Raw genomic sequence first — 22,424 nt, forward strand, 5'->3', positions numbered from 1 at the left:
CCTGCCGCCCGCACGTCCCCAGCCCGCCCGCCGTCGACGGCCTCGACCAGGTCGCGGTCCGGCCATGAGCGGCACCAGGTGGAGGGCGCTGCCCGTCCTGCTCGTGGCCGCGTTCGTCACGACCCTCGACTTCTTCATCGCCAACGTCGCGCTGCCCGCCATCCGCGCCGACCTCGGCGCCGGCGAGTCCGCGACCCAGCTGGTGATCGCGGGCTACGGCCTGGCGTACGCGGCCGGCGTGATCATCGCGGGACGGCTCGGCGACCTCCACGGCCCCCGCCGGGTCTTCCTCGCCGGCCTCGCCCTGTTCACGCTGGCCTCTGCGGCCTGCGGCGCGGCCCCCGACCCGGCCTTCCTGGTGGCGTCGCGGATCGCGCAGGGCGGCGCGGCGGCGCTGATGGCGCCGCAGGTGCTGACCCTGATGAGGACGCTCTACCAGGGCGCCGACGGGGCGAAGGCGTTCGGCTGGTACGGCACCGCCGTCGGCCTCGCGGGCGTCGGCGGCCAGGTCGTCGGCGGCGCGCTGATCGCGGCGGACGTGGCGGGGCTCGGGTGGCGCGGCTGCTTCCTGGTCAACGTCCCGATCGGCCTGCTCGCCCTGGCCCGCGCCCGCCGTCTCCTGCCCGGCCCACCCGCCGCGCCCGCGGACCACCGCCGGCCGGAGCGGCGCAGGCTCGATCTGCTGGGGGCGGCACTGGTGGCCGCGGGCCTGGTGGCCGTCGTCTTCCCGCTCGCCCACGGCCAGGAAGCCGGCTGGCCGGCCTGGTCATGGGCCTGCCTCGCCGCCTCGCTCCCCCTCATGGCGGCGTTCGTCGCCAGGCAGAAGCGGCTCGCGAACCCCCTGCTCGACCTGAGCGTCTTCCGCGAGCGCGGGTTCGTGCCGGGGCTGGGCGCCGTGGCGCTCCTGTTCGGCGGCTCCTCCGGCCTGTCGTTCCTGCTCGCCCTCTACCTGCAGGACGGCAGGGGCCTGACCCCGATGGCGTCGGGCGCGCTGTTCACGGCGGTCAACGCGGGATTCTTCGCCGCGTCGCTGTGCTCCAGGCGCGGCATGGGCGCGCGGCAGGGCAGGCGGTTGCCCGTGGCGGGCGCACTCACCCTCGCCGCGGGACTGCTGTGGAACGTCCACGCGCTCGGCGGACCGGCGGGCGCGCTGCTCCCCGGGCTCTTCCTGGCGGGCGCGGGGATGGGCCTGGTGATGTCGCCGCTGCTGTCGGCGGTCCTGGCGTCGGTACGGCAGGCGCACGCGGGCGCGGCGGCCGGTGTGCTGGGAACCGTCCAGGAGGTGGGCGGCGTGCTCGGGGTGACGGCGACCGGCCTGGTGTTCTTCGGCGTGCTCGACGCCGGCGACTGGACGGGCGCGGCGCGCGCGGGGCTGGCCCTGCTGGTGGTGTTCGCGCTGGGCGCGGCCGTGCTGACCTGGCGGCTGGTGGAAGGAGGGGGCGCGGTCCGTGACGGCGAGCGGCCCCGCGCGCTCGAGGAGCGTCCCCTGGACGGAGGCCGGCCGGTGACCGCGGAGGCGCGTGGGCGGGCCTGCCGTACCGGCGACAGGACCGGTACAGCCGACCGGGCAGGTACCGGCGACCGGGCGGGCGGCGACGCGGCCCTCGTCGGTGCCGCTTTCCCGTGAGGGGGGCGACGCAGCCCGGGCGTCCCGGTCAGGGACGCCCGGGAGCGGGTCAGCCCTCGGACTTGAGCCAGCTCATCATCGGACGCAGCTTGGCGCCCGTCTTCTCGATCGGGTGCTCGGCCAGCTCGTCGCGGAAGCGCGTGAACTCCTTCTGGCCGCCGTCGAACTCCTCGACCAGCTGCCGGGCGAAGGTGCCGTCCTGGATCTCGGCCAGGATGCGCTTCATCTCCTTCTTGGTCTCCTCGGTGACCACGCGCGGGCCGCGGGTGTAGCCGCCGTACTCGGCGGTGTCGGACACCGACCAGTACATCTTGGAGACGCCGCCCTCGTACATGAGGTCGACGATCAGCTTCATCTCGTGGAGGCACTCGAAGTAGGCGACCTCGGGCTGGTACCCGGCCTCGATCAGCGTCTCGAAGCCCGCCTTGATCAGCTCGGACACGCCACCGCAGAGGACGGCCTGCTCGCCGAACAGGTCGGTCTCGGTCTCCTCGGTGAAGGTCGTCTTCAGTGCGCCCGCACGGGTGCCGCCGATGCCCTTGGCGTAGGACAGCGCCAGGTCGAGGGTCTTGCCGGAGGCGTCCTTCTCCACCGCGACGAGGCACGGCACGCCGCGGCCCGCCTGGTACTGGCGGCGCACGAGGTGGCCGGGGCCCTTGGGGGCGACCATGGCGACGTCGACGCCCTCGGGCGCCTCGATGAGGCCGTAGCGGATGTTGAGGCCGTGGCCGAAGAAGAGCGCGTCGCCCTCCTGGAGGTTCGGCTTGATGTCGTTCTCGTAGATGCCGCGCTGGAGGTGGTCCGGCGCGAGGATCATGATGAGGTCGGCCTCGGCGGCCGCCTCGGCGGGGGTGACCACGCGCAGGCCCTCGGCCGCGGCCAGGTCCCTGCTCTTGGAGGTCTCGGGCAGGCCCACGCGGACGTCGACGCCGGAGTCACGCAGGGAGAGGGCGTGGGCGTGGCCCTGGCTGCCGTACCCGATGACGGCCACGACCCGGCCCTGGATGATCGACAGGTCGGCCTGGTCGTCGTAGAAGATCTCGGTCACTTACATAAACCTTTCAGGCGGTACGGTCCAGTGCCCTGAGGGACCGGTCGGTGATGGAACGGGCGCCGCGGCCGATGGCCACCATGCCCGACTGGACAAGCTCCTTGATGCCGAACGGCTCCAGCACCTTGATGAAGGCCTCGAGCTTGTCCGGGGTGCCGGTGACCTCGATGGTCACCGCGTCGGACGCGACGTCGACGCAGCGGGCCCTGAACAGCTGGACCAGCTCGAGAACGTGCGACCTGGTCTCGGCGTCGGCCTTGACCTTGATCAGCATGAGTTCGCGCTGGACCGACTGGGAACTGTCGAGCTCGACGATCTTGAGGATGTTCACCAGCTTGTTGAGCTGCTTGGTGACCTGCTCCAGCGGGAGCTCCTCGACGCTGACCACGATGGTCATGCGCGAGATGTCGGAGTGCTCGGTCGGCCCGACCGCCAGCGAGTCGATGTTGAAGCCGCGCCTGCTGAACAGGGAGGACACCCGGGCCAGGACGCCCGGCTTGTTCTCCACCAGCACCGACAGCGTGTGCCTGCTCATTCCTCGTTCTCCCACGTCGGCGCCATGTCCCGGGCGATCTTGATGTCGTCGTTGCTGGTGCCCGCCGCGACCATCGGCCACACCATGGCGTCCTGGTGGACCACGAAGTCGACGATAACCGGACGGTCGTTGATCTCCATGGCCTCCTTGATGACGGTGTCGACGTCCTCCGGCCGCTCGCACCGCAGGCCCACACAACCATAGGCCTCGGCCAGCTTGACGAAGTCGGGGATCCGGAGTTTCGTCTGCAGGTCGGTGTTGGAGTAGCGCTGGTCGTAGAACAGCGTCTGCCACTGCCTGACCATGCCGAGGTTGCCGTTGTTGATGACCGCGATCTTGATGGGCACGCCCTCGATCGCGCAGGTGGCCAGCTCCTGGTTGGTCATCTGGAAGCAGCCGTCGCCGTCGACCGCCCAGACCGTCGCCTCCGGGCGGCCCATCTTGGCGCCCATGGCCGCCGGGACGGCGAAGCCCATGGTGCCCAGACCGCCCGAGTTGATGAACCGGCCGGGCTGCTCGTAGTCGATGAACTGCGCGGCCCACATCTGGTGCTGGCCGACGCCCGCGACGAAGTAGGTGTCGGAGTCGGCGAGCGCGCTCAGCCGTTCCATGACGTACTGCGGCGCGAGCGAGCCGTCTGCGAACTCCTCGTAGCCGAGCGGGTAGGTCGTCTTGTAGCCGTTGAGCGTCTTCCACCAGTCGGTGTAGTCGCCCTTGCGGTTCTCCGCCTCGACGGCCGCGATCATCTCGGTGATGACCTCGCGGCAGTCGCCGACGATCGGCACGTCCGCGTGGCGGTTCTTGGAGATCTCCGCGGGGTCGATGTCGGCGTGGACGACCTTGGCGTGGGGCGCGAAGGTGGACAGCTGTCCGGTGACCCGGTCGTCGAAGCGCACGCCCAGGCCGATGATGAGGTCGGACTGCTGCAGCGCGCCGACCGCCGACACGCTGCCGTGCATGCCGGGCATGCCCATGTGCTGCGGGTGGCTGTCGGGGAAGGTGCCGCGCGCCATCAGCGTGGTGACGACGGGGATGCCGGTCAGCTCGGCCAGCCGCAGCAGCTCGGCCGAGGCGCCCGCCTTGTGGACGCCGCCGCCGACGTAGAGGACGGGCCGCTTGGACTCGGCGATGAGCTTGGCCGCCTCACGGATCTGCTTGGAGTGCGGCCTGGTCACCGGGCGGTAGCCGGGCAGCTGCATGACCGGCGGCCAGACGAAGGTGGTCTCGGCCTGCAGCGCGTCCTTCGAGATGTCGACCAGGACCGGCCCGGGGCGTCCGGTGGAGGCGATGTGGAACGCCTCCATGACCGTGCGGGCGATGTCGGCCGCGTCGGTGACCAGGAAGCTGTGCTTGGTGATCGGCATGGTGATGCCGGAGATGTCCGCCTCCTGGAAGGCGTCCGTGCCGATCATGCTGCTGGCGACCTGGCCGGTGATCGCCACGATGGGCACCGAGTCCATGTAGGCATCGGCGATGGGCGTCACCAGGTTCGTCGCGCCAGGACCGCTGGTCGCCATGCACACCCCGACCCTGCCCGTCGCCTGGGCGTAGCCTTCGGCGGCGTGACCCGCGCCCTGCTCGTGCCGTACAAGCACGTGACGGACCTTGGTCGAGTCGTAGAGGGGATCGTAGGCGGGAAGGATGGCGCCGCCAGGGATCCCGAACACGGTGTCGACTCCGACGTGCTCCAGCGCCCTCACGAGGGCTTGTGCACCTGTCATCCGTTCGGTCATCGCTCGTTCCTTGCGTGGCGTTGAGCATTGAGAACATAAAAAATGCCCCGGCCCGCACGGGGGGTGCGGGGCTGGGGCGGCGCGCAGGTCGACGTGCTTCGCTAACGGCCTGCGCGCCGGCGAAGTACTACGAGAATCTCACTGCGAAGCATGGAACACACGATAGCCGCTCCTAGGGCTGCTGTGTCAATTTGGTGGAACGCGCGTCTCACGATCCGAGACTTGTGAGATTGGTACGCATGAGCGAGTCGACCCCGCGCGCCGCCATGGGCCGGGCCACGAGGTAGCCCTGACCTCGGGTGCAACCCATCTCCCTGAGCAGCTCCAGCTGCTCGGGCCGCTCGATGCCCTCGGCCACGACGATCAGCCCGAGGTCGTGGCCGAGCCGGACGATGGTGCGGGTGAGCAGCGTCAGCGTCTCGTCGCGGCCGAGGCCGGAGACGAACGACGGGTCTATCTTGATCATGTCGACCGGGAGCTGGCGCAGGAAGGCCAGCGAGGCGTAGCCGGTGCCGAAGTCGTCGATGGCCAGCCGTACGCCGAGGGCGCGCAGCTCCGACAGCCTGCTGATGGTCTCCTCGGCGTCCTCGACCAGCATCTCCTCGATCACCTCGAGGGTGAGCGCGGAGGCGGGCAGGCCGCTCTCCTCCAGCGCCTCGGAGATGGTCTCGACGAAACGTGGCGCGGTGATCTGCCGGGCCGACAGGTTGAGCGACAGGCCGATGTCCCACGAGGAGGCGCGCCAGGCGGCCACCTCGCGGCAGGCCTCGCGCAGGATCCACTCGCTCAGCGGCACGATCAGCCCGGTGTCCTCGGCGGGGCCGAGGAACTGCTCCGGCGGCACGAACACCGACCCGCGCCACCACCGCACCAGCGCCTCGACGGCGGTGACCCTGGAGGTGGCCAGGTCGACGACGGGCTGGTACTCGATGGCGAACTGCTCTTCGACCAGCGCCCGGTGCAGGTCGGCGGCCAGCTCGAGCCTGCGCACCACGTCGGCGTGCATGTGCGCGGCGAACACCTCGACCCTGCGCCCGCCGAGCTCCTTGGCCCTGGCCATCGCCACGTCGGCGTTACGGATCAGGTCGCCCGCCGGCAGGCCGTCCTCGGCGAAGGCCACGCCCACACTGGCGGTCAGCGCCACGTCGCGGTCGGCCACCCTGAACGGCTCCTGCGAGACCGCCCGTACCAGCCGCTCGGCCACATCGACGGCGACCTGCGCGGCCTCGGGCCCCGTCTCGACCAGCACGGCGAACTCGTCGCCGCCCCAGCGCGCCAGCGTGTCGTCGGGCCGTACGGCACCGCGCAGGCGGCGCGCCGCCTGCCCCAGGAGGTAGTCGCCGCTGGCGTGCCCGACCGAGTCGTTGACCGAGGTGAACCCGTCGAGGTCGAGGAAGATCACCGCGGTGCGGCCCGCCTGCCTGCCCTCGAGCACCTCGCGGGTGCGCTCCTCGAAGTAGGAGCGGTTGGGCAGCCCGGTGACGCCGTCGTGGAAGGTCAGGTGCGCGACCTGGTTGCGCAGTGCCTCCTCGTCGCTGATGTCGCGGGTGGTGATCAGCAGCAGGTCCTGGCCGCGCACGTGGCGGGTGGCCACGGACTCGGTGGGCCGCCAGGTGCCGTCGGCGGCGCGCACCCGGCAGGCGATCAGGCAGGCGCCCGGTGCCGCCTGGTCGTCGTCGAGGTCCATCTGGCGCAGGGCCAGCTGGATGCCGGGCACGTCCTCGGGGTGGATGTAGTCGAAGATCGAGCCGCCCACCAGGTCGTCGGCCTGGTAGCCGTAGATGGCCTCGACGCCCGCGCCCATCTCGCGCACGACGCCTTCGTAGTCGCACAGCAGGACCACGTCGCCGGTGCTCTCGGCCAGCTCGCGGAGCTGGCGCTCGCCGAGCGCGACGAGATGGCGCATGCGGGCGGTGGCGCCGATGAGCACGAAGACGCGCACCACCAGGATCACCACCGCGGAGACGGCGATGACGGCGACGCCGGTCACGGGCGGGCCCTTGAGGTTGAGCAGCATGGCGATCGCGGCGATCACGACCAGGCACAGCGGCACGGCGGCCAGCAGCGTGGCGGTGACCTGGCCGGTCGGCGCCTTCGCGGCCTCGTCGCCCGCCTCGACGATCCGCGACCTCCTGCCGCTCCACGGCAGCGCGGCCAGCAGCAGGAAGGCGACGGGGGCGAGCAGGAGGCTCCACCGGGGCGGCTCGACGCCGCCGAGCCTGGCGACGGCTGCCGCCAGCTCGCCGATGGTCGCGGCGGCCAGTACGGCCAGGCCGGCGAGGCCGAGCGGCCAGAGCGGGGACCTCGCGGTGATGACCACGGGCCCCACCGCGCAGGTCAGCAGCAGGCCGATCAGCGCGGGCAACAGCGTGATCATGAACGTCGACGAGTCGCCGACGTCGACGTAGAGCGGTCGGAGCGCGACCGCCCAGCTGATCAGGAAGAGCGCGGCCGCGCACAGGTAGGCGTCGGTCAGCTGTCTCAGCACGACCTGGGGCCGCATCTGCCTGCCGGCGGACAGCACGCACCCACCCGCGAGCAGCACGGTGGCGACGAGCATGAGCAGATCGGAGAAGTTGACCGCCAGGCTGGAGCCCGCGACGGGGCGCAGCACCACGCCCAGCAGCCAGACCACGGCCGCCGAGCCCAGCCAGCGCGCCGTGGTGCGGTGCTGGGGCGCCATCTTCACCGAGGCGACCAGCAGCGAGACGGCGGCCAGCAGCGCGGCCAGCCCTCCCGCGACCGCGGCGGTCGCCAGGGCCGGCGCGCCCGCGACGAGGGCGGCGGCCAGCCCCGCCACGCCTGTCGCGGCTGCGGCGGCCAGCGGCGCCCGTGGATCACGCCAGCGGATCAATGTCGTTGCCCATCCCGTGTCAAGTCAGCTCACGTGACTGCCGGAGTCCGGCAGTCGCACATCGCCAGTGTGTGCTCTCGCGGGCGCGCGGGGGGCGACAACCGGGGAGTCGTCACCGATCTGATAACCATGAGGACCACTTTGCTCCGAAGATCGCCTTGACAACGGGTCATGGATGGCTGTCGTGGAATCATCGATGACGACCACCGTACGCACCGAAGGTCACGACGCAGACACGTTCGGGATTCCCTTTGTCAGTACGACTCCGTGATGACGTTCTTCAACGGCTCGCCCGCCAGGTATCGCAGCAGCTGGGAACGGATCAGCCGCAGCGCGCGGCGCGTGGAGGCGGGCGTGCTGCCCGCCACGTGCGGTGTGATGAACACCCCTGGCGCGTTCCAGAGCGGGTGCCCCTCGGGCAGCGGCTCGGGGTCGGTCACGTCGAGCGCGGCCCTCAGCCGTCCGGAGACGAGCTCGGCGACCAGCGCGCCGGTGTCGACGACCGTGCCCCTGGCGGCGTTGACGAGCAGCGCCCCGTCCTTCATGCGGGCCAGGAAGCCGGCGTCGACCATGCCCGCGGTGACGGGCGTCGCGGGGACGAGCAGCACCACGACGTCGGCCTCGGGAAGGAGGGCGTCCAGATCCTCCATGGCGTGGATGCCCTCGCGGGCCGTCCTGGCCACCCTGACGATCTCGACCTCGAACCCGGCGAGCCTGCGCTCGAGCGCCGCGCCGATGGATCCGTAGCCGACGATCAGCACGCGGGCGTCGGCCAGCACCCCGGTGTGGTGGTAGGTCCACTCGCCCCTGCGCTGGGCGTCGGCGAAGGCCGGGAAGTCGCGCAGCGCCGCGATCATCGCCCCGACCGCCCACTCGGCCGTGCCGGCGTCGTGCACACCGCGGGCGTTGCACAGCGTGACGCCCGGGGGCAGGTACGGCTGGTAAGGGTCCACGCCCGCCGTCACGGTCTGCACCAGCCGCAGCCGCTTCATGCTCGCCATGAGCCCGGGGGTGTCCGGCACGGGGATCAGCGGCGGGATCCACACCTCGACCTCGTCGGCCCCGTCGGGGACGGGCCCGCGGCCGTCGTGGACGACGCATTCGACATCGGGCAGATCGGCCAGCACTCCTGCGGCTTCTTCGGACGGCACCCAGATCTTCATACGCGGAACTTTATGGGGAAGGCACGAGTATGGGGCACATGAGGTCCATCTTCCAGATCATGATCGTCATGGCACTCGCCGCGGGATGCGCGGCGGCGCCGGCCGAGGTCGGCGGCGGCGCGCGCCCGGCCGGCACGGCCACGCCGTCGACCACGCCCGGCGAACCCCGCACGATCGCGCGGAACCTGCGGGTGCCGTGGGCGATCGCGTTCCTGGAGGGCGGCGACTCGCTGGTCACCGAGCGAGACCGCGCCAGGCTGCTGCGCGTGACGGCGGCGGGCGGGGTCACCTCGCTGGGCCGGGTCGAGGGGGTGGAGCCCGACGGCGAGGGCGGGCTCATGGGCGTGGCGGTGAAGGGCGAGCGGGTCTTCCTCTACTTCACCGCGGCCGAGGACAACAGGATCGTCCGCTATCGCCTCACCGGCGACCGGCTCACCGACGCCAAGGTGATCGTCGACGGCATCCCGAAGGGCGGCATCCACGACGGCGGCAGGCTCGCCTTCGGCCCCGACGGCTTCCTGTACGCCACCACGGGCGAGACCGGCGACCGGCGGCTGTCGCAGGACCGCGACTCGCTCGGCGGCAAGATCCTGCGCATGACCGAGGACGGCGCGCCCGCCCCCGGCAACCCGTTCGGCACCCTGGTCTACAGCTACGGTCACCGCAACGTGCAGGGCCTGGCGTGGGACCCGGCCGGCCGCCTGTACGCCTCGGAGTTCGGCGCCCAGTCCTACGACGAGGTGAACCTGATCAAGGCCGGCGGCAACTACGGCTGGCCCGAGGTGGAGGGCGTCGGCTCCGATCCGGCCTTCATCAACCCCATCGTCACCTGGAGCACCTCGGAGGCGTCCCCCTCGGGCATGGCCTACGCGAAGGGCTCGCTGTGGGTGGGCGCGCTCCAGGGCAGGCGGCTGTGGCAGGTGCCGCTGGGCCAGGACGGCTCGGCGGGCACGCCCGTGGCCCACTTCGACGACACCTACGGCAGGCTGCGGGCGGTCACCACGGCGCCGGACGGCACCCTGTGGGTGGGCACGAGCAACCACGACAGCAGGGGCGACCCGCGCGACGGCGACGACCGGATCCTGTCGGTGCCGCTGAGCTGAGCGGCGTCACTCCGTGTCGTCCGAGGCGGGCTTCACGCAGGTGACCTTCGGGCCCATGCGGTAGACGGTGGTCTTCGTCTCCCGCTTGACCTCGGCCCCGTTCTTGGTGATCACCCGGGTGACGTCGACGGTGAACCCGTCGTGCGGATCCTGCGGCGTGCAGCCGGGGCTGTCGTCCTCCTTGGCCGTGGCGGCGACGAAGGCGCGCTTCGGCGAGGAGATCGACTCGACCTTGTCGTACCGCTTGGTGCTCCACAGGTCCACGGTGATCGAGGTGCCGGTGTAGGAGGTCTTCACCAGCACGCCGTACTCGGAGTCGTTCTTCCACTTCAGGTCCACGCTGGGCCAGAAGACCGTCGCCTCGCGCCCGGCGGGGTAGCGGGAGATCCAGTACATGTGGGCCAGGTGCTCGACGTCCTGGAACCCGCCGAAGTAGGCGGCGTTGTACATCGTGGTGGCGAACTGCGAGACGCCGCCGCCGACGCCGTCCTCCATCTTGCCGGCGACGATCTGCCCGGCCGGCACGTAGCCCTTGGCCGCGGTCCGCTCGCCGACGATGCCGTTGATGGAGAAGGTCTCGCCGGGCTTGACGATGTAGCCGTTGAGGGTCCTGGCCATCAGTTGGATGTTGGTGACCCGGGCGGCGCAGCAGGGATGCTGGGTGGTGAAGGAGCCGACCTTCTCCTTGATGCCCATGGCGCGCAGTTCGCTGTCGGTCAGGCGCGGGGAGACGACCGCCAGTTCGACCGGGATCGTACGGCTGCCGCCCGTCTTCAGCGCCTCGGCCACGTCCGTGGCCAGCTTCTTGTCGTCGACGCCCTTGCCCTTGCGGGCCTTGACGAGCTTGAGCTTGCCGCCGACCACGTCGTAGGTGGCGTCGCGGGGGGCCTGCGCGGCGTCGACGAGCTGGCTCTCGATGCCGGCGATCGCCTCGCGCGCGTCGAAGCGGGGTTCGAGCCCGCCCTCCCCGTCGGCGACGAAGGTGAGGTTGGCGGCGATGACGGCGGCGGGGATCTGCGCCTGCTTGCCGTCCCTGGTCAGGGTGATCGGCCCGGAGACGGCGCGGGTCGCGGTGGCCGCGGCGGCCTTGACCGCGGCGGGCGTGGTCGTGGGCTTGTCGGTCTCGACGGGCAGCGTCACGCTCTTGCGCGGGCCGAGGAAGGCCGCGCTGATCAGCTTGGCGGCGGCGGCCTGGTCGAGGACGCGGCCTTCGCGGGGGGCGACGGTGACGGGCTCGAGCCCCTTGAAGGCGACCTTGCCCTCCCGCGCCTTCTGGTCGACCTTGGCGGCCAGCGCCTCGACCGTCCTGGAGAGCTGGGCCGACTCGACGGTGACCTTCGGCTCGATCGCCGTGGTGCCGGTCAGCGCCCGCCACACCTCGACCGGGCTGGGGAAGCCGCTCGGCGCCTGCTCGATCGTGCCGACGACGTCGAGCTCGACGCCCGCCTCGTCGGGCTGGACGGTCTCCTTGCGGCCGTTCACCTCGACCTGGAGCGGCCGCTCGATCGTGGGCGCCAGCTCGTCACGGAGCTTGTCGGCGGCCTCGGTCACGGTCAGCCCGCCGATGTCGACGCCGCCGACCTCGGTGCCGCGCAGGACCGACCCCGACATGATCACCGCAGGGACAACGTACGCCAGGGCCAGCAGCACCACCACCGCGATGGCGATCGCGGGCAGCACGCGGCGGCGCCTGGGCGGCGGAGGAGGTGGCGGCGGCTCGGCGGAGGGCTGGCGCTCCTGCAGGCCGAAGACGGGCGGCGGCGGGGGCGGGGGCTCGTGGTGCTGCCCGTCGGCCATCGGCCACGGCTGTGGCGGCGGGGCGACGGGAGGCAGCGCGCCTGATCCGGCGGAGGGCGGAGCCTGGCCGCCGGTGGGGCCGTAGATGTCGGGCGAGACTCCCGGCGGCAGCCCGCCGACGCGCGGCTTCCTGCCGCCGCCCGGCGGGGGCGTGGGCACCGAGGCGAACGGGTCGGTCGGTGGGTCCATCGGTCGGGCGTTCGCCACGCCTCAAGCTCCTCCCAATCCGCTGCCTTTCCTCAGGAAACACTAAGGCACTGCTGGTGCGATATGTACCTTGAATCAGGACATCCAGCGATAGCGGTGCTCGGGACGGCCCGCCGTGCCGTACCGCGGACGCAGTTCCGCCTTGCCCGCCGCACAAAGGTATTCCAGATAGCGGCGCGCGCTGACTCTCGACAGCCCCGTCAGCGTGGCGGCCTCGCTGGCCGACAGGTCGCCGCCCGCTTCGCGCAGCGCGTCGGCCACCAGCGCGCAGGTCGCCGACGACAGGCCCTTGGGCAGCGGCGTCTTCGTCACCCCGAACAGGCGGTCGATGTCGTCCTGGCGCACCTCGGGGCCGATGGCGGTGAGCTGCCTGCGCGTGTCGGCGTACTGGGCCAGCCGCTCGGCCAGCGCGGCGGCGGTGAACGGTTTGATGAGATAGCTGAACGCGCCGCCGCGCATCGCCGCCCTGACCGTCGGCAGGTCGCGAGCCGCGCTGATCATGAGGACGTCGACGCCGCGCAGCCGGTTCAGCACCTCGAGGCCCGACATGTCCGGCAGGTAGATGTCGAGCAGCACCAGGTCGGGACGGTGCCCGGCCACCGCCTCCAGCGCCGCCTCGCCGGTGTGGACGGCCCCCACGACCTCGAACCCCTCCACCTTCTCCACGTAGCCGCTGTGGATGCGGGCCACCATGAAGTCGTCGTCGACGACGAGCACCCTGACGGTCATGGCAGCAGCGCCGTGAACACGGCGCCTCCCGCGTTGTGAACCCGCACCCAGCCGCCCCTGCGCAGGCACGCCTGCCTGGTCAGGGCGAGGCCGAGCCCGCGTGGGCCCGAGCGGGCGGCCTTGGTGGTGAACCCTTCCCTGAAGACCTCGTCGACCAGGTCGGGGGTGATGCCGGGGCCTGAGTCGCCGACCCGCACCCGCAGGCCCTCCTGCGTGGCCCGGACGGACACCTCGATCGTGCCCGGCGCGCCGTCGAGCGCGTCGAGCGCGTTGGCCACCAGGTTGCCGACGACGAGCACGGCGTCCTGCGGGTCGTCGACCGCGTCCTGCGGCACGCAGGTGTCGTCGGCGAGCACGAGCGTCGCGCCGCGCTCGGCGGCCTCCGCCGACTTGGCCAGCAGCAGGGCGGCCAGCGTGGGGTCGGCGACCCGCTCGCGGATGCCGGTCGCGTAGGTGTTGCGGGTGGTCCTGGTGATGAAGCTGATCGCCGCCTCGTGCTCGCCCAGCTCCAGCAGGCCGACGACGGTGTGCATGCGGTTGGCGAACTCGTGGGCCTGGGCCCGCAGCGCCCCGGTGGTGGAGCTGGCCGACTCCAGCTCGCGCGACAGCCGGACCAGCTCGGTCCTGTCGCGCAGGGTGATGACCCAGCCGCGCTGCCGGCCGCGTACGGACACGGGCGTGCGGTTGAGCACCAGCACGCGCTCGCCGTGCAGCACGATCCTGTCCTCGCCCGGGTCGGCGCCGCCGAGCACGTCGCGCATGCGCTCGGAGACCGGCATCTGGGTCAGGTCGTCGCCCACCTCGCCGAGCAGCTCGCGGGCGGCGTCGTTGACCAGCGTCACCCGGCCCCGCATGTCGAGCGCGAGCACGCCCTCCTTCACGCCGTGCAGGACGCCCTCGCGCTGCTCCAGGAGCTTGGCGATCTCGCCCGGCTCCAGGCCGAAGATCTGCCTGCGCACCCGGCGGGCGATGAGCGCGGCGCCGGCCGAACCCGCCACCAGGACGGCGAGCGCCGTCCACAGCAGCGGCGCCAGCACCGAGCCGACCTGCGCGTCCACCCGCTCCACGAGCACGCCGACCGAGGCGAGCCCGATGACGGTGCCGTACTCGTCGAAGATCGGGGCCTTGCCGCGCACGGTGGTGCCGATCGTGCCCGTCTCGACGCCGACCCACTTCTGGCCGGTGCGCAGGACGGCCGAGCCGTCCGTGGACAGCTGCTTGCCGATGAGCGAGGGGTTGGGGTGGGCGTAGCGCTTCTGCTCCCTGTTGGCGATCACGACGTAGTCGGCCCCGGTCTCCAGCTGGACGCCCGCGGCGATCGGCTGCAGCAGGACGGCCGGATCCCCCGTGGCGAAGGCGGCACGCACCTGTGGCATTCCCGCCACCGCTTCGGCGATCGCCAGCGCCCGCTGCTGGTACTGCGAGTCGAGCTGCCTGCGGGTGTGCTGGGCCCACACGACAGCCGTGCCGCTGACGGCGAGCACGACGATCACCATCTGCAGCACGAAGAGTTGCGTGCCGAGTCTCACAGGGCCATGGAAGCACCGGCAGGTCACGCGAGGGTCGCGACCAATATGACCTTTACGACGGGAAACGCGTAAATGGTCGACGCCAGGAAATGTGCGTTTCACTATCCAGTATTCGAGATTGTGACACCCCCCACATTGGAGTGATCATGCGACTCCGCATACTCGCCGCCGTCGCCGTGGCGGCCCTGACCGGCTGCGGCCAGGGCGCGGGCGGCAGTGGCTCCGGCACGCTGCGCATCATGGCTCCCGCCGCCGTGGGCGGCGGCTGGGACCAGACCTCCCGTACGGCCGAGCAGGCCATCAAGTCCGTCGACTCCCAGCGCGCCATCGAGGTCTTCAACGTCCCAGGCGCCGGCGGCACGATCGGCCTGGCCCAGCTCGCCGGCGAGAAGGGCAACGGCAACATGCTCATGACCATGGGCCTGGTCATGGTCGGCGCGATCGAGCAGAACAAGTCCAAGGTCACGCTGGCGGAGACGACGCCGATCGCCAAGCTGACCGAGGAGTACGAGATCGTCGTCGTGCCGGCGGACTCGCCGCTGCAGACGCTGGCGGACCTGGTGGCCGCGTGGAAGGCCGACCCGGCGAAGGTGTCGGTCGCGGGCGGCTCGGCGGGCGGCACCGACCACATCCTGGCCGGCCTGATGGCCAAGGCGGGCGGCGTCGACCCCAAGCAGGTCAACTACATCGCCCACTCCGGCGGCGGTGAGGCGCTCAACGCGCTGCTCGGCGGCAAGGTCACGATCGGCGTGTCCGGTGTCGGCGAGTTCGCCGAGCACGTGAAGTCCGGCAAGCTGCGCGCGCTGGCCGTCTCCGCGCCCACCCGCATCGACACCGTCGACGCGCCCACGCTGAAGGAGGGCGGGCTCGACGTCGCGCTGGCCAACTGGCGCGGCTTCGTGGCGCCGGCCGGGCTGAGCGACGCCGACAAGAAGGCGCTCACCGACCTGGTGACCACGATGCACGGCTCGAAGGCGTGGAAGGACGCGGTGGCCAAGAACGGCTGGATCGACGCCTTCCAGACCGGCCAGCAGTTCGCCGACTTCCTCACCGCCGAGCAGACCCGCGTCAAGGCCGTCATCGCCGAGATGGGGCTCGTCTCCTGATGTCCGCCCCGCACGAGCAGGACGGCGCCACGGCCCGTGGCGCCGTCCCCGCGGCTCAGGATCCGCGTCCTGGCCCGGCCGGCCCTCCCCCTGACGACCGGGCGCCGGTCGGCGAGGCCGGGAAGCGCGGGTGGTGGCGGCCCGAGATGGGGCTGTCGGTCACCGTCCTCGCGCTCGGCGTGCTGGTCATCGTCGGCACGCTCGACGTCTCCGCCGCCACGTCCCGCCTCGGCCTGGGCCCCCGCTTCTTCCCCATCCTCATCGGCGGCGCGCTGATCCTCATCGGCGCCTTCTACACCCTGGACGTCGTGCGCGGCGGCCGGGGCGACCCCGAGGAGAGCGAGGACGTCGACGCCGACGCCCCCGCCGACTGGAAGAGCGTCGGCCTGGTCAGCGGCATCTTCCTGGGCTTCACCGCGGTCCTGTCCACCCTGGGCTGGGTCCTGTCGGCCTCGCTGCTGTTCTTCGGGCTGTCGGTCGCCCTGGGCGCCGAGAACAAGGTCAAGGCGGCCGTCATCGCCGTGGTCCTCGGTGTGCTGTCCTACGTGGTCTTCGTCAACGGCCTCGGCGTCTCGCTGCCGGGCGGCCTGCTGCAGGGGGTGATCTGAGTGGATTCGCTCCAGGCGCTCCTGGAGGGCTTCGCCACCGCGCTCACGCCCGTCAACCTGCTCTACGCGCTCGTCGGCGTCACCCTCGGCACGCTGGTCGGCGTCCTGCCCGGCATCGGCCCCGCCATGACCGTGGCGCTGCTGCTGCCGATCACCTTCACCGTGCCTCCGGCCAGCGCGTTCATCATGTTCGCCGGCATCTACTACGGCGGCATGTACGGCGGGTCCACCACGTCCATCCTGCTCAACACGCCCGGCGAGTCGTCCTCGATGATCACCGCGCTGGAGGGCAACAAGATGGCCAGGCGGGGCAGGGCCGCGCAGGCGCTGGCCACCGCCGCGATCGGCTCGTTCGTCGCCGGCACGCTGGCCACCGGCCTGCTGGTCGTCGCCGCTCCCGCGGTGGTCGACTTCGCCATCTCCTTCGGCCCCGAGGACTACTTCGCGCTGGCCGTCCTGGCCTTCACCGCGGTCTCCTCGGTGCTGTCGCGCTCGATGATCCGTGGCCTGGCCTCCCTCGGCCTGGGGCTGGTCATCGGCCTGATCGGCATCGACGAGCAGACCGGGCAGGCCCGCCTCACCTTCGGCATCGACCAGCTGCTGGACGGCATCGACGTGGTGATCGTCGCGGTCGGCCTGTTCGCGCTGGGCGAGGCGCTCTACGTGGCCTCCAGGCTGCGGCACGCCGGCCCCGAGGTGGTCCCGGTGGGGGCGGCGTGGATGGGCCGCGCCGACTGGCGCCGCTCCTGGAAGCCGTGGCTGCGCGGCACCGCGCTCGGCTTCCCGTTCGGCGCGCTGCCCGGCGGCGGGGCGGAGATCCCGACCTTCCTGTCCTACGCCACGGAGAAGAAGCTCGCCCGCGGCGCGGCCAGGGAGGAGTACGGCAAGGGCGCCATCGAGGGCGTCGCCGGCCCCGAGGCGGCCAACAACGCGTCCGCGGCGGGCACGCTCGTCCCGCTGCTCACGCTCGGCCTGCCCACCTCGGCCACCGCGGCGATCCTGCTGGCCGCCTTCCAGCAGTACGGCCTGCAGCCAGGACCCCAGCTGTTCGACCATAACCCCGCCCTGGTGTGGGGCATGATCGCCTCGCTGTTCATCGGCAACACGATGCTGCTGGTGTTGAACCTGCCGCTGGCCCCGCTCTGGGCCCGCGTCCTGCGCGTCCCGCGCCCCTACCTCTACGCGGGCATCGTGCTGTTCGCGGCGCTCGGCGTCTACGCGCTGAACTCCTCGGCCGTCGACCTGGTGGTGCTGTTCGTGCTCGGCCTGCTCGGCTACGCCATGCGGCGCTTCGGCCTGCCGATCGCCCCCGCGGTGATCGGCATGATCCTCGGCCCGATGGCGGAGAAGCAGCTGCGCAGGGCGCTGGCCATCAGCGCGGGCGACGTGACCACGCTGGTCAGGAGCCCGATCGCGGCCGTCCTGCTGACGCTGGCCGCGCTCGCCCTGCTGACGCCGCTGTTCCGGCGGCTGTGGGCACGCCGCCACCCCGCCGTGGCGGCGAGCACGCATCGGCCGCCGGAGGACTGAACGCGGGCCCGTCCGGCGTCACCCGGACGGCCGCGGGAACGCGAACGTCACGGCCCCGCCGGCCCGTCCACCCCGCGGGGCCGCGCCCCGAGCCGACCAGGAGGCCGATCAGAAGGCCGAGTGGAAGGCCGATCAGGAGACCGATCGCGAGGCCGATCAGGAGACCGATCGCGAGGCCGATCAGGAGGCCGATCAGGAGATCGCCGGCTTCTCGTCGGTCCACCCGGCCACCAGCACGACCTCCGTCCTGCCTGCTGTGCTGGCCTTCACCACCTGGCTGGTGCGCGCGTCGATGACCAGCTCGCGCTCCACCCCGCGCACCGTGTAGCCGAAGGTCGACCTGCCGAGGTAGCGCACGTCGGGCAGGTCGGCCAGGGCCCGGTAGGCGGCGGCGCGCACGCCGGGCGGGGCGGGCTTGCTCCACAGCAGGCCGGTGAGCGCGTCGGCGACCACGCCGCCGCGGTCCCGTTCCGGCACGCCGCCGAGCATGTCGGTCACGTGGGCGCGCAGCGCGCCGGGGTCGGCGGGAAGCGCCTCGATCTGGGCGATCGTCATGGGGTGCCCGTTCAGGGTGAACGGCTCGTCGGTCTTGGTGGTGACAGTGGTCGTGCCCTTGTGCTCCCTCGTCCAGGCGCGGCCGTCCCTTCCCGCCCACAGCTCCTTGACGTCGGAGCCGTTCACCACGCGCTTGACGTACCAGTAGGCGCCCTTCGCCGGAGGGACGGCCGCCGCCGCGCCCGCCGCGGCGAGCAGGACACTCGCCTTGTCGGTGCCCGTGTGGTCGGCGTGCAGCCTCGGCACGACGAAGGCCACCGCGGCGACGACCATGACGGCGAGCCCGGCCAGCAGCGGCGTCCAGCGCGGACGCCGGCTGGAGACAGGGGCGGGGCCGCGCTCGGCCTCGAGCCTGGCCCTGACCCTGTTCCTGGCCGCCTGGTCCGGCGCGGGCTCGCCGTACAGCTCCCTGATCCGCCGCAGGTCATCCATGGTCGCCCTCCATCGGGTTGGTGCCGCCAAGGGCCTTGCGCAGCTTCTTCCTGGCGCGGTTCAGGCGGGAGCCGACCGTGCCGTACGGGATGCCGAGCGCGGTGGCGATCTCCTCGTGCGAGAGCCCGGCGAGCGCCACCAGCAGGAGCACGTCCCGGTCGCCCTTGCCCAGGCGGGCGATCGCGCCGGCCAGGCTCGGCCCCAGGCTCTGCGCGCTGACCCGCATCGCCACCACGTCCGCCAGGCCGGAGACGTCGCGGTCGGCCGCCATGCGGCCCCTGGCGCGCAGCGCCCTGACCTCGGCCCGCCGGTGCTTGCCGATGAGGTTGGTGGCGATGCCGTACAGCCAGGACCTGACGCCGGCCCGCTCGGGATCGTAGCGGTCGCGTTTGCGGAAGGCGGTGAGGAAGGTCTCGGCGACCACGTCCTCGGCGTCGTCGGGGCCGAGGCGCTGCGCGACGTACCTGAAAATCTCCTCGAAGTAGGCGTCGAAGATCTCGCGGAACCCCTCGGGTCGGGCGAGATCCGGCTCGCGCACCGCGGTAACGGTCATGGGTGGCCCTCCGTGGACGAGGCTGTCCAGAGGTATCACCCGATCGGCCGATCCGCTTTCACGGCCGCCGTCCCAGCTCTCGACGCGGAAGGGCGGGGGACGGTGACCGTCCCCCGCGCCGGCGGAAGTCATCACATGGGTACGACCGCCGCGGAGGACGTCGGGTTCGCCCGGAACCGGGGTGCCACCCACAGGCCCGCCAGCGCCATGACCAGCGTCGCCGCGTAGACCGCCCAGTAGCCCTGACCGACGCCGGTGAACAGCGCGCTGGTCACCGCCACGGACACCACGGAGAACACCGACTCGCCCACCTGCAGCGCCGAGCTGTTGACGCCCTGCTCGCCCGGCCTGGACAGCTCCAGCGTGAGCACCGACAGCGTCGGGTAGACCAGGCCCATGCCGAACCCGGTGATGATCCACGACGGGTAGGCGAGGGCGACGGGCACGGCGTCGAAGGTGACGGCGCCCATGAGCAGGATGCCGAGCGCGACCGCGGCGGTGCCGCCGAACAGGTTCACCGACCTGCCGAACACCTCACGCCCCTGCAGCCACGACGCGAACGACCAGGTCAGCGCGCCCCCAGTGAGGGCGAACCCGGCCAGCAGCGGCGACATGCCGCGCTCGTTGATCAGCATCAGCGGGACGATCACCTCGGCGGCGAAGAAGGCCGCGGCGGTCAGCCCGCGCAGCGCCACCACGGCGGGCAGGCCCCTGGCCGCGCGCAGCGTCCCCGCGGGCAGCAGCTTCGGCAACGCGAACAGCAGCAGCGCCAGACCCGCCAGGAGCAGCGCCAGCCTGCCGTCGCTGCCGTACTGCATGAGGCCCGCGCCCACGGCCGTCAGCGCCGCCCACGCCACCTTCCCGCCCAGGCCGGGAGCGGGCGCGGCCTGCCCGCCCGTGACCGGCTGCCCCGCCAGTCCACGCATCAGGATCAACGCCGCGACCACCGTCAGCGCGGGCACCAGGAGGAACACCCAGCGCCAGCCGAGCGTGCCGACCACCAGCCCGACGACCGCCGGGCCGACCATGGACGGCACGACCCACGCGGTGGCGAACAAGGAGAAGATCTTCGGGTGTGACTCCTCCGGATAGACCCTGGCCACCACCACGTAGAGCGCCACGTTGACCAGCGCTCCGCCGAAACCCTGCACGAGTCGTCCGGCGATCAGCATCTCCATGGAGGTGGCCAGCCCGGCCACCAGCAGGCCGCCGGTGAACCCCGCCGCCCCCGTCCACAGCGGTGCGCTCGGGCCCTTCACGTCGGCCCACCGGCCGCCGAGGACCGTGCCGACCACCGCGGCCGCCATCGCGCCGCTGAACGCCAGGCCGTACAGGTGGAGACCGCCGAACTCGCGCGCCACGACCGGCATGGCGATCGCCACCGCGATGTACTCGAAGGCCACCAGCGACACCAACGCCACCAGACCCGCTGTCAGAGATTTGCGCGACATGCCACCGACGCTACGGACGGGCCCTCGCCCGCACATCGTGCGCTGGTCCTAGGCCCTCCTCCGTACATCGCCCTAGGCACCCGGCGAGGCCGTTTTCGGCCCTCCCGGCCACCCGGCATCCTGGCTTTCCCAGCATCCCGGCATCCTGGCTTTCCCAGCATCCCGGCATCCTGGCTTTCCCAGCATCCCGGCTTCCCGGCATCCCTGCTTTCCGGATTCCCGGATTCCCGGATTCCCGGATGCCGGCTTTCCGGCATTCCGGCTTTCCGGCGTTCCGGCGGAGGGGCGCGGTGGGGAGCAGGCAGGGCGGCAGGGCGGGAACGCGACGACCCCGGCACGGGTTGCGTGCCGGGGTCGTCGTGCCTGGGCGTCGGCTACTCGGAGACGCCGAGCCGCTCCAGGATCAGCTCGCGGGCCCTGGCCGCGTCGGCCTTGCCCCGGCTGGCCTTCATGACGCCGCCGACCAGCGCGCCCACCGCGGCGATCTTGCCGGAGCGGACCTTCTCCGCCGCGTCGGCGTTGCCGGCGAGGACGCCGTCGATGATCGCCACCAGCTCGCCCTCGTCGGCGATCTGCAGGCCGCGGGCCGCGACGACCTCGTCGGGGTCCCCCTCGCCGGCCAGCACGCCGTCGAGCGCCTCGCGGGCCAGCTTGTCGTTCAGCGCGCCGGAGGCGACCAGCTCGGTCACCCTGGCGACCTGCGCCGGGGTGATGGGCAGCTCCGCCAGGGAGACGCCGGCCTCGTTCGCCCTGCGGGCCAGCTCGCCCATCCACCACTTGCGGGCGTCGGCCGCGGGAGCGCCCGCCGCGATCGTGGCCTCCACGATCTCGATGGCGCCGGCGTTGTACATCGACTCCATGTCGTGGTCGGTCACGCCCCACTCGGTCTGCAGGCGCTTGCGGCGGACCGACGGCAGCTCGGGCAGCTCGGCCTTGAGCTTGGCCACCCAGGCGGGATCCGGCGCGATCGGCACCAGGTCGGGCTCGGGGAAGTAGCGGTAGTCCTGCGCCTCCTCCTTGGACCTGCCTGACGTGGTCGTGCCGGTGTCCTCGTGGAAGTGGCGGGTCTCCTGGGTGATCCGGCCGCCGTCGGCGAGGATCGCCGCCTGCCGCTGGATCTCGCTGCGGACCGCCCGCTCGACGCTGCGCAGCGAGTTGACGTTCTTGGTCTCGGTACGGGTGCCCCACTCCGACGACCCGCGCGGCATGAGCGAGACGTTGACGTCGAAGCGCATGGAGCCCTCCTCCATGCGGACGTCGGAGACGCCCAGCGAGCGCATGAGCTCGCGCAGCTCGGCGCCGTAGGCGCGAGCCACCTCGGGGGCGAGGCGGTCGGCGCCCGGGATCGGCTTGGTGACGATCTCGACCAGCGGAATGCCCGCGCGGTTGTAGTCGACGATGGAGTAGTCGGCGCCGTGGATGCGGCCGGTCGCGCCACCCACGTGGGTGGACTTGCCGGTGTCCTCCTCCAGGTGGACGCGCTCGATCTCGATCCGCACGATCTTGCCGTCGACCTCGACGTCGAGGTAGCCGTCGGAGCAGAGCGGCTCGTCGTACTGGGAGATCTGGTAGTTCTTCGGCATGTCCGGATAGAAGTAGTTCTTCCGGGCGAAGCGGCACCACTCGGCGATGGAGCAGTTCAGCGCCAGGCCGATCCTGATCGTCGACTCGATCGCCTCGGCGTTGGCCACCGGCAGCGAGCCGGGCAGCGCGAGGCAGGTCGGGCAGGTCTGTGTGTTGGGCGGAGCGCCGAAGGCCGTGGGGCAGCCGCAGAACATCTTCGACGCGGTGCCGAGCTCGACGTGGGTCTCCAGGCCGAGGACCGGCTCGAACCGGTCGAGGGCCTCGTCGTATGCCATGA

General features: G+C 71.9%; 17 protein-coding genes. 5 read left to right on the forward strand and 12 right to left on the reverse strand.

What is annotated here, in order from left to right; all coding sequences use genetic code 11:
- The first annotated feature begins 64 nt into the window (after positions 1 to 64).
- Positions 65 to 1,627: an MFS transporter gene (locus tag ACWEVS_RS19625; RefSeq protein ID WP_452552660.1), complete on the forward strand. Its 1,563-nt coding sequence runs from the start codon at positions 65 to 67 to the stop codon at positions 1,625 to 1,627.
- Between the two features lie 49 nt (positions 1,628 to 1,676).
- Here ACWEVS_RS19625 and ilvC read toward each other — a convergent pair whose 3' ends face one another.
- The 5 genes from ilvC to ACWEVS_RS19650 all read right to left on the reverse strand — a co-directional run bounded on the left by ilvC (position 1,677) and on the right by ACWEVS_RS19650 (position 8,963).
- Positions 1,677 to 2,666 (reverse strand): ketol-acid reductoisomerase, encoded by a 990-nt coding sequence (gene ilvC, locus ACWEVS_RS19630; RefSeq protein WP_354910059.1) that lies wholly within the window; start codon positions 2,664 to 2,666, stop codon positions 1,677 to 1,679.
- Positions 2,667 to 2,688: 22 nt separating this feature from the next.
- On the reverse strand, positions 2,689 to 3,213 hold the full coding sequence (gene ilvN / locus ACWEVS_RS19635) for an acetolactate synthase small subunit (RefSeq protein WP_354909714.1): 525 nt from the start codon (positions 3,211 to 3,213) through the stop codon (positions 2,689 to 2,691).
- On the reverse strand, positions 3,210 to 4,946 hold the full coding sequence (locus ACWEVS_RS19640; protein WP_449928784.1) for an acetolactate synthase large subunit: 1,737 nt from the start codon (positions 4,944 to 4,946) through the stop codon (positions 3,210 to 3,212). The genes ilvN and ACWEVS_RS19640 overlap by 4 nt, the downstream gene beginning before the upstream one ends.
- Positions 4,947 to 5,154: 208 nt before the next feature.
- On the reverse strand, positions 5,155 to 7,797 hold the full coding sequence (locus tag ACWEVS_RS19645; RefSeq protein WP_452552688.1) for a putative bifunctional diguanylate cyclase/phosphodiesterase: 2,643 nt from the start codon (positions 7,795 to 7,797) through the stop codon (positions 5,155 to 5,157).
- Between the two features lie 257 nt (positions 7,798 to 8,054).
- Positions 8,055 to 8,963, reverse strand: a complete 909-nt coding sequence (locus ACWEVS_RS19650) for a 2-hydroxyacid dehydrogenase (protein ID WP_452552662.1) — start codon at positions 8,961 to 8,963, stop codon at positions 8,055 to 8,057.
- A 38-nt stretch (positions 8,964 to 9,001) separates the two neighbouring features.
- Here ACWEVS_RS19650 and ACWEVS_RS19655 point away from each other — a divergent pair, with 38 nt between their 5' ends.
- A complete protein-coding gene (locus ACWEVS_RS19655; protein WP_452552663.1) occupies positions 9,002 to 10,066 on the forward strand; it encodes a PQQ-dependent sugar dehydrogenase in 1,065 nt (354 codons plus the stop codon).
- Positions 10,067 to 10,072: 6 nt separating this feature from the next.
- Here the strand turns inward: ACWEVS_RS19655 and ACWEVS_RS19660 are convergent, their stop codons facing one another.
- From ACWEVS_RS19660 to ACWEVS_RS19670, 3 genes are all read right to left on the reverse strand, one after another.
- A complete protein-coding gene (locus ACWEVS_RS19660; RefSeq protein ID WP_354909728.1) occupies positions 10,073 to 12,070 on the reverse strand; it encodes a VanW family protein in 1,998 nt (665 codons plus the stop codon).
- A 75-nt stretch (positions 12,071 to 12,145) separates the two neighbouring features.
- Positions 12,146 to 12,799, reverse strand: coding sequence for a response regulator (locus tag ACWEVS_RS19665; protein WP_449928792.1), 654 nt, complete (start codon positions 12,797 to 12,799; stop codon positions 12,146 to 12,148).
- Positions 12,796 to 14,328: an ATP-binding protein gene (locus tag ACWEVS_RS19670; protein WP_449928794.1), complete on the reverse strand. Its 1,533-nt coding sequence runs from the start codon at positions 14,326 to 14,328 to the stop codon at positions 12,796 to 12,798. The genes ACWEVS_RS19665 and ACWEVS_RS19670 overlap by 4 nt, the downstream gene beginning before the upstream one ends.
- Positions 14,329 to 14,474: 146 nt before the next feature.
- On the opposite strand from ACWEVS_RS19670, the gene ACWEVS_RS19675 reads away from it, so the two are divergent.
- From ACWEVS_RS19675 to ACWEVS_RS19685, 3 genes are read left to right on the forward strand one after another with little or no spacing between them, the layout of a single operon-like run.
- Entirely contained in the window at positions 14,475 to 15,434 is a 960-nt protein-coding gene (locus ACWEVS_RS19675) for a tripartite tricarboxylate transporter substrate binding protein (RefSeq protein ID WP_452552665.1), read from the forward strand.
- Complete coding sequence (locus ACWEVS_RS19680; protein WP_452412442.1) at positions 15,434 to 16,042, forward strand: tripartite tricarboxylate transporter TctB family protein; 609 nt, start codon at positions 15,434 to 15,436, stop codon at positions 16,040 to 16,042. Before ACWEVS_RS19675 ends, ACWEVS_RS19680 begins: the two co-directional genes overlap by 1 nt.
- The gene (locus tag ACWEVS_RS19685; protein WP_452552667.1) at positions 16,043 to 17,572 is read left to right on the forward strand and encodes a tripartite tricarboxylate transporter permease; all 1,530 of its coding nucleotides are present in this window, start codon (positions 16,043 to 16,045) and stop codon (positions 17,570 to 17,572) included.
- 192 nt (positions 17,573 to 17,764) lie between these two features.
- Here the strand turns inward: ACWEVS_RS19685 and ACWEVS_RS19690 are convergent, their stop codons facing one another.
- The 4 genes from ACWEVS_RS19690 to gatB form a co-directional block, all read right to left on the reverse strand.
- Entirely contained in the window at positions 17,765 to 18,559 is a 795-nt protein-coding gene (locus ACWEVS_RS19690) for a hypothetical protein (protein ID WP_452552668.1), read from the reverse strand.
- A complete protein-coding gene (locus ACWEVS_RS19695) occupies positions 18,552 to 19,112 on the reverse strand; it encodes an RNA polymerase sigma factor (RefSeq protein WP_449928802.1) in 561 nt (186 codons plus the stop codon). Before ACWEVS_RS19695 ends, ACWEVS_RS19690 begins: the two co-directional genes overlap by 8 nt.
- Positions 19,113 to 19,243: 131 nt before the next feature.
- Positions 19,244 to 20,563 carry an MFS transporter gene (locus tag ACWEVS_RS19700; protein ID WP_452552669.1) on the reverse strand — a complete coding sequence of 440 codons (1,320 nt, stop codon included), beginning with the start codon at positions 20,561 to 20,563 and terminating at the stop codon, positions 19,244 to 19,246.
- 374 nt (positions 20,564 to 20,937) lie between these two features.
- Positions 20,938 to 22,422, reverse strand: a complete 1,485-nt coding sequence (gatB, locus tag ACWEVS_RS19705) for an Asp-tRNA(Asn)/Glu-tRNA(Gln) amidotransferase subunit GatB (RefSeq protein ID WP_452412973.1) — start codon at positions 22,420 to 22,422, stop codon at positions 20,938 to 20,940.
- Positions 22,423 to 22,424 lie beyond the last annotated feature (2 nt).

Source organism: Nonomuraea sp. NPDC003754 (genome assembly GCF_053605785.1).